Annotated in this window: 8 protein-coding genes, 2 pseudogenes and 1 other annotated feature; of the genes and pseudogenes, 6 read left to right on the plus strand and 4 right to left on the minus strand. The window is 68.2% G+C overall.

Going from position 1 to position 12422, the window contains the following annotated elements:
- The first annotated feature begins 115 nt into the window (after positions 1-115).
- Positions 116-1261, plus strand: a pseudogene (locus tag AB8P05_RS32605) (IS3 family transposase).
- Positions 343-459: a sequence feature (AL1L pseudoknot), on the plus strand. (Overlaps the previous pseudogene by 117 nt.)
- A gap of 363 nt (positions 1262-1624) precedes the next feature.
- Here the strand turns inward: AB8P05_RS32605 and AB8P05_RS32610 are convergent.
- The 3 genes from AB8P05_RS32610 to AB8P05_RS32620 form a co-directional block, all read right to left on the minus strand.
- A complete protein-coding gene (locus AB8P05_RS32610; RefSeq protein WP_149225170.1) occupies positions 1625-2098 on the minus strand; it encodes a DUF411 domain-containing protein in 474 nt (157 codons plus the stop codon).
- Positions 2099-2701: 603 nt separating this feature from the next.
- Complete coding sequence (gene lspA, locus AB8P05_RS32615; protein ID WP_149225171.1) at positions 2702-3196, minus strand: signal peptidase II; 495 nt, start codon at positions 3194-3196, stop codon at positions 2702-2704.
- Positions 3197-3346: 150 nt separating this feature from the next.
- On the minus strand, positions 3347-3769 hold the full coding sequence (locus tag AB8P05_RS32620; RefSeq protein ID WP_098736316.1) for a MerR family transcriptional regulator: 423 nt from the start codon (positions 3767-3769) through the stop codon (positions 3347-3349).
- Positions 3770-3846: 77 nt separating this feature from the next.
- On the opposite strand from AB8P05_RS32620, the gene AB8P05_RS32625 reads away from it, so the two are divergent.
- Together AB8P05_RS32625 and AB8P05_RS32630 are read left to right on the plus strand one after the other, a co-directional pair.
- A complete protein-coding gene (locus AB8P05_RS32625) occupies positions 3847-6096 on the plus strand; it encodes a heavy metal translocating P-type ATPase (protein ID WP_149225172.1) in 2250 nt (749 codons plus the stop codon).
- Positions 6097-6221: 125 nt separating this feature from the next.
- Entirely contained in the window at positions 6222-6665 is a 444-nt protein-coding gene (locus tag AB8P05_RS32630) for a TFIIB-type zinc ribbon-containing protein (RefSeq protein WP_149225368.1), read from the plus strand.
- Here AB8P05_RS32630 and lnt read toward each other — a convergent pair.
- The gene (gene lnt, locus AB8P05_RS32635; RefSeq protein WP_211102954.1) at positions 6633-8222 is read right to left on the minus strand and encodes an apolipoprotein N-acyltransferase; all 1590 of its coding nucleotides are present in this window, start codon (positions 8220-8222) and stop codon (positions 6633-6635) included. The genes AB8P05_RS32630 and lnt overlap by 33 nt on opposite strands.
- A 728-nt stretch (positions 8223-8950) precedes the next feature.
- Here lnt and AB8P05_RS32640 point away from each other — a divergent pair.
- The 3 genes and pseudogenes from AB8P05_RS32640 (at position 8951) to AB8P05_RS32650 (ending at position 12417) form a co-directional block, all read left to right on the plus strand.
- Complete coding sequence (locus AB8P05_RS32640) at positions 8951-9595, plus strand: DsbA family protein (protein ID WP_149225173.1); 645 nt, start codon at positions 8951-8953, stop codon at positions 9593-9595.
- A 121-nt stretch (positions 9596-9716) separates the two neighbouring features.
- Positions 9717-11920 (plus strand): annotated as a pseudogene (locus tag AB8P05_RS32645) (heavy metal translocating P-type ATPase).
- Between the two features lie 38 nt (positions 11921-11958).
- A complete protein-coding gene (locus AB8P05_RS32650; RefSeq protein WP_188092413.1) occupies positions 11959-12417 on the plus strand; it encodes a copper chaperone PCu(A)C in 459 nt (152 codons plus the stop codon).
- The last annotated feature ends 5 nt before the right edge of the window (positions 12418-12422 follow it).

A 12422-nucleotide genomic window follows, 5' to 3' on the forward strand; every position in this document is an offset into this window, starting at 1 on the left:
AGCCTCGCCGGCTTCACGTTGGCGGGCAAGGAAGAGATACAAGAGACTGGGGTCATCATGACGAAGCAGACATCACCCTAGTACGCCCCCTGAAGTCCGCGAGCGCGCGGTTCGGATGGTGTTCGAGCACGAAGGCGAACATGCCTCGCAGGGGGCGGCGATCAGTTCGATCGCGGCGAAGATCGGCTGCACTCCGGAAACTTTGCGGGGCTGGGTCCGGCAGGCCGAGCGTGACCAGCGCAAGCGGCCGGGGCCGACAACGGACGAGCAGGAACGGATCAAGGCACTGGAGCGTGAGGTGCGGGAGCTTAGCTAGGCGAAAGAAATCCTTCGCAATGCGTCGGCGTATTTCGCCCAGGCGGAGCTCGACCGCCCATTCAGGAAATGATCGCCTTCATCGACGCGCACCGCGCCGTTCATGGGGGCGAGCCGATCTGCCGAGTGCTGCTGATCGCCCTGTCGACTTACCACGCCTATGCCGCCCGGCGGGCCGATCCAGAAGGCGCCAGCCCGCTCGCGAAGCGACGCGGAGGTGAGCGTGGCTATCCGGCGGGTCTGGAATGAAAACTTCCAGGTCTATGGGGTACGTAAAGTCTGGCGGCAGTTGCTGTGGGAAGGAATCGACGTGGCACGCTGCACAGTGGCCCGGCTAATGCGCCAATTGGGCCTGAAGGGCGCGACATGGGGCAAGACAGTCCGCACCACGATCAGCCACCGGGCAGCGCCCTGTCCCGCCGACTGGGTGAACCGCCAATTCCAGGTGCCCCGCCCGAACGCCTTGTGGGTGGCGGATTTCATGTACGTATCGACATGGCAGGGCTTCCTCTACGTGGCCTTCGTCATCGCCGCCTTCGCTCGCCGGATCGTAGGCTGGCGGGTGTCCATCACAGCCCACGCTGATTTTTTGCTGGACGCTCTGGAGCAGGCACTTCATGACCGCCGACCGGCCAAAAGCAGCGGCCTCATCCACCACTCGGATCGTGGGTCGCAATATGTCGCTATTCGATACACCGAGCGCCTGACCGATGCTGGTGTCGAGCCCTCCGTCGGTAGCGTCGGCGGTTCATACGATAACGCCTTGGCCGAGACCATCAACGGTCTCTATAAGACCGAGGTGATCCGGCGTCGCGAACCGTGGCGCACCCTGGAAGCCGTCGAGTTCGCCACCTTGGGGTGGGTCGAACCCATCGGCAACATTCCTCCTGTCGAGGCTGAAGCGCGTTATTATGCTCAAACTGAGGACGCCGGCTTGGCGGCGTGACTCAAGCCGAATGGCCTCCGAGAAACCCGGAGCGGTTCACCTGCAGCATCCCCCGGATAGGATCAATGCCGACCTGTCCGGCACCTGCTCCGTCGTCTTCGAGGCTCCGATACTGGAAGCGCGCCAGTGGACAAGCGTCAGGATGTCTTCCATCCCTTGGCCAGCCACAAAGGGGAGCCATGACCGATGACTGTCTCGACCGATGAAACCAGCTGGGCGCGCACCGTATCGTGCGTCATCCAGCCGTCGGTGGCAGCCTCAGCGTCCGCCCCGTTCCATGCGGCCACAGCAAAGAGCGTCGCCACCTTGCGCCGAAGCTCGAACGATCCTCTATCGCTGCTCTTGCTACAGCCAGCCACATGCTCAGTGGTTCGCGAACACCTGCACCTTGCCGTTGGGAGCGCCGAACAGCACGACCTGATAGGGTTGGCCTGACTTTCCGTCCATTCCGGGGGCGTCCTGGGGCATACCGGGGGCCGCCAACCCCTTGGCTTGCGGGCGCTCGGCCAGCAGGCGTTCCACGTCCCCAGCCGGAACATGGCCCTCGATCGTGTAGCCACCGACCAGCGAGGTGTGACAAGACTCCAGGGCTTCAGGGACGCCGTTGTCCCTTTTCACCGTTTCGACACTCTCGACCTCGTGCACGGTCACGGCGAACCCTGCAGTACGCATGTGCTTGACCCAACCCACGCAACACTCGCAGCTCCGCGCCTTCCAAACTTCGACGGTCTGGGCCGCTGCCGCGGGGCGGTCACCGAACAGGACGAGGCCACCGACGGCGGCGCCTCCGGTCAGAACGGCGCTGACCAGCGCCGCCATGATGGTTCTGGATGTCATGGAACTCTCCGCACTCTCTATTCATGTTCGGACTCGGTATAGGCCGCCCAAAGACGGTCGCCAGTCCGAGGATCGATACAGTCGGCACCAGCATCGGCCCGGCACCAGGCCGCAACCCGGCGCAACCCGGCGGTTCCGGGGCGATCAGAGGGAGGCGCGTGGAGGTTTCGGCGCGGGGTCGACGGCAATGCCGGCCGGAAGGGCGAGAGCAGGGATGGCCAAGGGAACCGGCAACCGGATGATGGGAGGAGGAGCACGCCCCGTGGGAAGGGTGACCGGCATCGCGTGGCACCCGGAGATCGTGCAGGCGTCGTCGGATGCCGGCGCTTCATGGCCGCCCGGGCAGGAGGGCGAGACGAGCGTTCCGTCTGCTGCCGCCAAGCCGGAAGGCGTGCAACCTGTTCCACCGCAGTGTTCGGCCGCCGGTCCGCACGGGATGGAAAGACCGTTAGCGGGGGCCGAGGCGAACAAGAGCGCAAACGGGGCAGTGAGGACAGCCAGCACCAGCAGGACGATTGCCATCCACCGAAATCCCGCTGCGAAAGTCCGCGTCACGATCCTGCCCTCTTCGGCCTCGGCGAGAACCACCAAGACGAGGCCATCCTATCCATCTATGCGCGCTTCGCGTTGATCCTGGTCAATAGCGGCAGCCCGTCGGCCCTGCCGCACCCCGTGCAACAGCAGCAGGCCGACGCCGCCGGTGATGCCGATGTCCGCCATGTTGAAGGTCGGCCAATGCCAGCCAAAGGCGTGAAGATCGAGAAAATCGGTGACGGCGCCCTGACGAACGCGGTCGATCACATTGCCGATGGCGCCACCGATGATCGCGCCGATGGCCACGGCCTCGGTGCGGCTGTCGGTGCGCGCCGCCCACACGGACAAGCCGGCGACGATCGCCATGGCCAGGCCGCTCAGCAGCCAGGGACCGGCCATTCCACCTCCCAGGAACCCGAAGCTGACGCCGGGGTTGAAGCCAAGCCTCAGATTGAGGAAGGAGGTGATCGGGATGATCTCAGGCGGATTCAGGATGTGGGTCAGCATCAGCCATTTGCTCGCCTGATCCAGGATCATGACGAGCACCACCGCTGACAGGGGCATCCAAAGACCTCCAGGCGGTCGCCGATGAATCATGTCGAACAGTCCTCCTTCTCAACGTTTGGGCCGCCTTGGCATTCTGAATGCTCCAGCCACTAGAGCATCAAGCAGGGAATGGCGACCGGACGCCGAAGCGTCCGGTGATGCCGGTAATCAGTGGTGATCGTGCAGGCAGTGGCTGTGATCGGCGAGCACCTCGATCACATGGCAGGTCCGGACCTGCCCCTGCGGGCATGGCTCGACCATGTTCCGGACTTCGGCCCGCAATGCCTGGAGACGGGCGATCTTGGACTCGATGTCCGCCAGATGGGCACGGGCCAAGGCATCCGCCTCACCGCACGGATGCGCCGGATCGTCGGCCAGCATCAGGAGCTGGCGGATGGCGTCCACTTCGAAGCCGAGTTCCCGGGCATGCCGGATGAAGCGCAGCCGGCTGACCGCCGCCGCGTCGTAGGTGCGCCGATTGCTGTCGGTTCGGAGCGGAGCGGGCAGCAGGCCAATCGATTCATAATAGCGGATGGTCGGGATCTTCACCCCGGCCTGAGCCGACAGCTCTCCGATGGTCAAAGGCTTCATCTTGCGTTTTTCCCTCTTGATCCTCCAGTCGCTGGAGAATGTACGGTCGGGTCAGCAGATCGACAAGGGAGCGCCCGATGCGCGTGACTGAAAACGAGGAGACCCCTGCCACGCAGCGGACCCGGTACCGGGTGAGCGGCATGGATTGCGGCTCCTGTGCCGGCAAGATCGAAACGGCCCTGCGGCGGGTGGACGGCATCCACGAGGTTCGGGTGTCGGTGCCCAACGGTACGATGACCGTCACCCATAGCCCGTCCGTCACCGGCGACGCCATCACCCGTCCCGTGAACGCGCTCGGTTTCCAGACTGGTCCGGGTGAAATGCTGGGCGGGCCGAAGGCCGAAGCGGAACACCGCGACGGGCAGCATGGCGGTTGCAGCCATGATCATGGCCATGGACACGATCATGGGAAGGAGCACGGCCAGGCCCACGCGCATGACCATGGGCACCTTCACAGCCATGACGCCGGCTCCGGTCCCTGGTGGAAGACGCCCAAGGCACGCCTGACGCTCGCCTCGGGGCTGGCGCTCGGTCTCGCCTATCTCGTGGGCAGGCTGGTCCCGTCGATGGAAAGCTGGGCCTTCCTGCTGGCGATGGCGGTCGGGCTGGTTCCGATCGCCCGGCGGGCCTTCGCCGCGGCACGCGTCGGCACGCCCTTTTCCATCGAGATGCTGATGACGGTGGCCGCCATCGGTGCCGTGGTCATCGGCGCGGTGGAAGAGGCCACGGCGGTGGTGTTCCTGTTCCTGGTCGGTGAACTGCTGGAAGGCGTCGCGGCTGGCCGGGCCAGGGCCAGCATCCAGGGGCTCATCTCGCTTGTCCCGGACACCGCCCTGCTCGAACGCGATGGGAGGACCGAGACTGTGCCGGCATCGTCGCTGGCGGTGGGGAGCGTGATCCTGGTGCGGCCAGGCGACCGGGTGGCGGCGGACGGCGTGATCCTGTCCGGCGACAGCGCGCTCGACGAGGCGCCGGTGACCGGCGAAAGCGTGCCGAAGCGCAAGGGCGAGGGCGCACAGGTTTTCGCAGGAACCATCAACGGCGACGGCGCCCTGCGGGTGCGGGTCAGCGCGACGGCAAACGACAACACCATCGCCCGCGTGGTCCGGCTGGTCGAGGAGGCGCAGGAGACCAAGGCGCCGACCGAACGCTTCATCGACCGCTTCTCCCGCTGGTACACGCCGGGCGTGGTGGTGGTGGCGGCGCTCGTCGCCGTGCTGCCGCCGCTGCTGGGCGGTGGCGCCTGGGAAGAGTGGATCTACAAGGGACTGGCGGTGCTGCTGATCGGCTGCCCCTGCGCCCTGGTGATCTCCACCCCGGCCGCTATCGCTGCCGGCCTGTCCAACGGTGCGCGCCGCGGCCTGCTGATGAAGGGCGGTGCCGTGCTGGAGGCGTTGGGCCGCATCACCACCGTCGCGTTCGACAAGACCGGCACCCTGACGGAGGGCAAGCCGCGCGTCACCGATGTCGTCGCCGCCGGCGGCAACGAGGAGGAGGTTCTGGCCGATGCCGCGGCGCTGGAAACCGGGTCGAGCCACCCGCTGGCCAAGGCGATCCTCGCCGCCGCCGAAGAGGCCGGGCTGACGGTCACCGCGGCGTCCGACATCGGCGCGCTTGCCGGAAAGGGGGTACGGGGAAGGTCGAACGGCCGCGAGCTGATGCTCGTTTCACCGCAAGCGGCCGCGGATCGGCTGTCCGCCGAGCAGGCGGAGCGGGTCGCCGTGCTGAATGGCGAGGGCAAGACGGTGTCGGTCCTGCTGGTCGACGGCCGGCTGTCCGGCCTGCTGGCGATGCGCGACGAGGCGCGGCCCGACGCGCGCGCCGGGATCGAGGCGCTGACCCTTGCCGGCATCCGCTCGCTGATGGTGACCGGCGACAATGCCCGCACGGCGAAGGCGGTGGCTGAGAGCCTGGGTGTCGAGCCGCATGCCGAGCTTCTGCCGGAGGACAAGCAGCGCATCGTCCGCGAATTGCAGGCCCGCGGCGAGCGGGTGGCGAAGGTCGGCGACGGCATCAACGACGCCCCGGCGCTCGCCGCCGCCGACGTCGGCATCGCCATGGGCGGCGGCACCGACGTGGCGTTGGAGACGGCGGACGCCGCCGCGCTGCATGCCCGGGTCGGTGATGTGGCCGCGATGGTCGCGCTGTCGCGTCGCACCATGGCGAACATCCGCCAGAACATCGGCCTCGCCCTGGGACTGAAGGCGGTGTTCCTGGTCACCACCGTGGTTGGGATCACCGGACTGTGGCCGGCCATCCTCGCCGATACCGGGGCCACCGTGCTGGTCACGGCCAACGCGTTGCGGCTTCTCTCCGTCCGCCCCTGACCCGCCTTCAACCCGATGAACGCTCGCTTCGCGTCTTCCTTTGACAGCAGGAGTGCCGATTGGGGAACCAGGTTGCGACGACGGGGGACGGGCTGTCCTGCCCCAACTGCCGGATCACGCTCGTCATGTCGGAACGGCAGGGTGTCGAGATCGACTATTGCCCAAAATGCCGCGGCGTGTGGCTCGACCGTGGAGAACTCGACACGATCATCGAGCGCAGCGCCCGCTATGCGATGCAGTCGCCATCCCCCTCGGCGGGCGGCGCCCTTGATCCCGAACCGGCTGGAGCTCCGCAGGCTGCCGGCCGCTTCCTTCCCCAGGGTCCGGGCAGCCCGTGGGGAGCCGTGCCGTCCGCGCCCGCATGCCCGGCGCGGCCTCACGGCGACGAGTCCTTCCGTCCCGTGTCCGGCCCTGCGGATCACCAGGCCGGACATCGGGATGGGCATGGCGGGCATGGGGCTGGCGAAGGTTGCGATGATGGCTCCCAGCGAACGCATGGCGGCCGTCATGGATCAGTCTTCGGCCGGCTTTTCGATTTACCGGTCCGAACGGGTGCCGGGCCGGTATGAGCCAGCCCGAGACCCTGCTGTCCTGTTCGACACGTGTTTCCCACCGCCGAGCAGAACAGCCAGGACCAAGATGGCTCCAGCGAGCGGCACCAGAAGGAGGTCGCCATAACGGCCGTAGAGGGTCGGCGGCAGTGCCGGCGGCAGCGGCGCGTCGATGACGCCGGTCTCGCCCAGCGGCAGGCTGGCGCGAACGGTGCCGTAGCCGTCGATGATCGCCGATATGCCGGTGTTCGCGGCGCGCACCATCGGCACCCCTTCCTCGACCGCCCGCATGCGGGCCGAGGCGAGATGCTGGTGCGGACCGATCGACATCCCGAACCAGGCGTCGTTGGTGGGGTTGAAGATCCAGTCCGGCCGCCGGTCGCGCTCGACCACCTCACCTGGGAAAATGGCTTCGTAGCAGATCGCGATCCCCACCGCTGTTTTGCCGACCGTCAGGGTCCGCGGACCCGGTCCGGCGGAGAATTCACCGAAACCGGCGGTGAAGCGGTCGAAGGGCAGGATGTGCCGCAAAGGAACATATTCGCCGAACGGGACCAGATGATGCTTGGCGTAGGCCGCGACGATGGCGCCGGCCCCGTCCACCCCGACAACCGCATTCCAGAATGCCGGTCCAGCCGCCTCCAGCGTGCGGCGCGGCGTTCCGGCCAGAAGTTGCGCGTCGGGCGGCAGCCGGGAGGCGATGCGGGCCAGGACGTCGCGGGCTTCGTCCAGGAAGCCCGGATAGGCAGTTTCCGGCCAGAGGAGAAGATCGTAGCGTCCCGGGCGGAATGACAGGTCGAGATACCGCTCGACCGTCGCGGCCCGCTCCTCGGGCCGCCATTTGCGGGCCTGCGGGACATTCCCCTGGACGATCCGCAACACGGGCCCTGACCCCTCGCCGCCATCGGTCGCCGGCAGGCGCAGGGAACCTCCGCCCAACAGCAGCAGCGCAAGGATCGCCCCCATGCGCGCCCGGCGGCGCTCCCGTCGTGACCATGCCAGCAGCGACAGGGGCAGCAGAACCGCGGCAAGAACCGTCAGCAGACCCAGGCCATAGCTGCCGACCAGGGCGGCGATCTGCCGGGCGCCGGGATGATCGACCCAGGCATAGCCGATCAGGTTCCAGGGAAAGCCGGTCAGCGCGTGACCGCGTACCCACTCCGAGGCCATCCAGAGCAGAGCAAAGACCAGGGCGCCCGCCATGCCGCCGATGCGCAGCCGGGCAAAGGCCCAGGCCGGGGCGGCGAGGAACAGGGCGAGGAACGCGCTCAGTCCTCCGACCGCGGGAACGGCCATCCAGCCAAAGCGGTCGGCCTCGACGTAGAAGCTCTCGGCGATCCAATGCGTTCCGGCGACGAAGAAGCCCAGGCCGAAGCTCCAGCCGATCAATCCGGCCAGACGCGGGGAGGCGCCCTGGAGCAGCAGGAAGTGACCGCCGAGTCCCAGCACGAGAAAGGGAGGGAGCGAGAAGGGCGGCAGAGCCAGGACGGTCAGCGCGCCCAGCATACCGCCGGCCGGCACCGCGACCGCGGGGTGCCGGGCAAGGCGCGCCAGGGCCGCCTTCCATCGCCTCATCGAGAGGTCCCCTGCGTGCCCCTGAAGTGCAGGATTGCCTCCGCCGCCATGATCTTCCGCTCTCCGCCTCTGCTAAAGCTCCCGACCGTGCATGCTCCAGCCGCTGGAGAAGCAAGAGCTATCTTCGTGCGCCGCTCCGCCGGGGGCGGGCGGCCCGCCGGTGTCCTTTGCGGTTGTTGATGCATCTCCGGACGCGCTACCATCCCGGCATGATCCGCCTGCGCCGCCTCATGCCCGTCCTGCTGCTGCTGAGCTTCGTGCTCGGTGCGGTGCAGGCCGTTGCGGGCCAAGGGTGGCCGGAGAGAAGCGCAGGAACGGTCGCGCTGCCCTGGACGGCCTGCCTGCCGGATGGCTGCGATTCCGGCAGCGGGGGCGAGGCCGACGCGGAAAATCTCCCAGCTGTGACCTGCCTGCATGGTGGCGGCTGTGTCGTCCTCCCGGTTTCACCGGCTGGGGTGGCATTCCCCGCCCGGGTGGCTGAGCGGTACCGTCCTGTTTCGCCAATCCTCGCAGCGGGACGGAATTTGGCTCCCGACCAGCGACCTCCAATCGCATCCATGGCTGTCTGAGCGCATCCCGGCGGGCAAGTCCGTCCGCCGGTCCGCTGCCCTATGGAACGGCTTTCCTTGAAAGCCCGCCAACCGGCCTCGCCTTGCAATCCGGAAGGCTTCGGGCGCCGCACAGGCTGCGTCCCGTCGCCTCCCCACGCCATCGGATGTTCCATCGTCATGTTCGCAAGCCGCACCCTTCGTGCCGCCGTTCTGTTCGCCGCGCCGCTCGCCGCCTGGCTGGTGGCCGGCGCCGTTCCGGCGCAGACGCCCACCGCCGTCACCGCTGCCGTTCCGGCCACGGCCACCATGCCGCGCGTGCTGGGCGATCCCCAGGCTCCGGTCGAGGTGATCGAGTATGCCTCGCTCACCTGCCATCACTGCGCCACCTTCCACAACACGGTGTTGCCGCAGGTGAAGCAGGAACTGGTCGATACCGGCAAAATCCGCATCGTCTATCGCGATTTTCCACTCGACCGGAGCGGTGTGGAGGCCGCGACCCTGGCCCGCTGCGTGACACCGGAGCGTTATTTCCCGCTGCTCTCGGTGCTGTTCGCCAAGCAGGACGACTGGTCGCACGCCAAGGATCCGGTGGAGGTCCTCGCCCGTCTCGGCGCGCTCGCCGGCCTGTCCCGCACCGCTTATGACGCCTGCCGCAACGACCAGGCACTTCAGGATGCGATCCTGCAATCCCGCTTGGACGGCGAACGGCTCCACGGCGTAAATTCCACGCCGTCCTTCGTGATCGGCGGCAAGACCTACAAAGGGGTTCTGCCGTTCGAGGACTTCAAGAAGGCCGTGACGCCCCTGCTGCCGGCACCCTGACGGTCGGAGCAGGAAAATTCCGGAGCTTCCGGCAATTCTGCCTTGATCCTCCAGTGGCTGGAGGATGCATGGTCGACGACGGCGGCGTGCCAGAACCGGATCGGCAAGGGTGGAGTGGATGATGCAGGACGGCACGGCCATGGATGCGGTGAACAGCTCCGGCAGGCAGAGTCTGCGCTACCGGGTGGATGGCATGGACTGTCCAAGTTGCGTCACTAAGATCGAAACCGCCCTGCGGCGGTTGTCCGGTGTCAGCGACATCTCCGTCTCCTACCACTCCGGCCTGCTCAAGCTGAAACTGGACGAAGCGGCCACGCCGAAGGCCGCGCTGGAGACTACGGTCCGCAGCCTGGGGTTCGGCATCGACGCCATGGGGGAAGTCCGCGTGGTGTCCGGCGACGGGGCGGTCGAGACCGCTGCCGGTCCGGCGGCGGAGCCGTCCTGGTGGAGCATGCCGAAGGCACGGCTGACCGGTGGCATCGCCCTGCTCGTCGCCACCGGCTATGCCGGGCTCTGGCTGATCCCCGCCGTTGAGGATTACGCCCTGGTTCCGGCGGCGCTGGTCGGGCTGGCGGTGTTCGGCCGGCGAGCCGTCACGCTCGCCCGGCTGGGCTCGCCCTTTAGCATCGAAATGCTGATGTCGGTCGCCACGGCCGGCGCGCTCGCCATCGACGAGACCGCCGAAGCTGCCATCGTCGTGCTGCTGTTTTCCGTCGGCGAATTGCTGGAGGGCATCGCTGCCGGACGGGCGCGCTCGGGCATCAAGGCGCTGACCGCGCTGATCCCCCGAACCGCGCTCCTGCTCGACGGCGAGGTGGCGCGCGAGATCCCGGCGGAACGGCTCGAGGTCGGGCAGTTGGTCCTCGTCCGTCCCGGCGACCGCGTTCCGGCCGATGGCGAGGTCGCCGAGGGCGAATCGGACGCGGACGAGTCGGCGGTAACTGGTGAATCGGTTCCCGTGCCCAAGCGGGCCGGATCCCGGTCTTCGCCGGCGGCATCAACACCACCGGCGCCTTGCGGGTGCGGGTGACGCGCGCCGCCGCCGACAACACCATCGCCCGCATCATTCACCTCGTCGAGGAGGCGCAGTCCAGCAAGGCACCGACCGCCCGCTTCATCGAGCGGTTCAGCGCGCGCTACACCCCCTTCGTCATCCTCGCGGCGATCCTCGCCATCCTGGTGCCGCCGCTCGCAGCCGGGGCGGAATGGCACGTCTGGATCTATCGCGGACTGGCCCTGCTTCTGGTCGGCTGCCCGTGCGCCCTGGTGCTCTCGACGCCCGCCGCGATCACCTCGGGCATTGCGGCCGGGGCGCGCCAGGGACTGCTGATCAAGGGCGGAGCAGCCCTTGAGGCGATCGGCCGCGCCCGCACCATCGCCTTCGACAAGACAGGGACGCTCACCTGGGGGCGGCCGCAGGTGACCGACCTCGTCGCCCTGTCCGGCACCGAGCGCTCGGTGCTTGGCCTCGCCGCGGCGGTGGAGAACGGCTCCAGCCACCCGCTCGCCCGCGCCATCCTGGAGCGCGCCGCCGCCGACGGCGTGCCGTTGCGCCCGTCCCGCGACCAGAAGGCCATCCCGGGCAAGGCGGCACGGGCCGTGGTCGGCGGAACACCGGTCGAGGTCGGCTCACCCCGCCACGCCACCGAGCGCTGCGGGGTGGACAGCCTGCCGGTCGAGCGCATCGCAGCACTGGAGGATGCGGGCAAGACGGTGGTGGTGGTCATTGCCGGCGACCGGCCGGTCGGGCTGATCGCGCTGCGTGACGAGCCCAGAGCCGATGCCGCCGCCGGCATCGCGGCGCTTCGGCGCCTCGGGGTGGAGAGCGTGATGCTCACCGGCGACAACGCCCGCACCGGGCAGGCCATCGGCCGCAGCCTCGGCATCGCGGTGAAGGCCGACCTGCTGCCCGAAGACAAGCTGCGGGAGATCGCCGCCCTGAAGGCGGCGGCGCCGACCGCAATGGTGGGGGATGGAATCAACGATGGGCCGGCGCTCGCCGCCGCCGATATCGGCATTGCCATGGGTGGCGGCACCGACGTTGCGCTGGAGACGGCCGACGCGGCGCTGCTGGGCAACCGGGTGGCCGGCATGGCCGAACTCGTCGCGCTGTCGCGGGCCACGGTTACCAACATCCGCCAGAATGTCGCCTTCGCCCTTGGCCTCAAGGCGATCTTCCTCGTGACCACCCTGATCGGCGTGACCGACCTCTGGCTGGCCATTCTCGCCGACACCGGGGCGACGGTCATCGTCACCCTGAACGCTCTCCGGCTGCTGCGCCGGCCGAAGATCGGGCCTCTCCCGGCCGCCGGCCAGGCGGCGTGACGCCAGACAGTCCATTTCATCCCCAAGGAGCATTGACCGTGAAATCGATTCTGACGGCAGGCGCCGTCCTCCTCGCCGCCTGTGCCCTGCCGGCCACCGCCGAAACCGTCCGTGCCGGAGACCTGTCGATCGAGCAGGCCTGGGCGCGCGCGACCATTCCCTCGGCCCAGACCGGGGCGGTCTATCTGACGATCCGCAACGGCGGTGCCCAGCCCGACCGTATCGTCGCTCTGGAGGCTCCGGTCGCCGGGCACGCCACGCCTCATGAAACCAAGCAGGATGGCGACGTGCTGCGCATGGCCGAAACCGGTCCGCTGAGCATCCCCGCCGGCGGTGCCCTGGAGATGAAGCCGGGTGGTACGCACATCATGCTGATGGATTTGAAGGGCGGGCTGAAGCCGGGCCAGTCCTTTCCGCTGACCGTGACCTTCGAACGGGCGGGAACGCTCGCGGTGCCGGTGACGGTCGGCCGGGCCGGCGCCATGGGGCCGGAGTGACCGCC

It is taken from the genome of Azospirillum sp. VT-I1, from assembly GCF_055698305.1.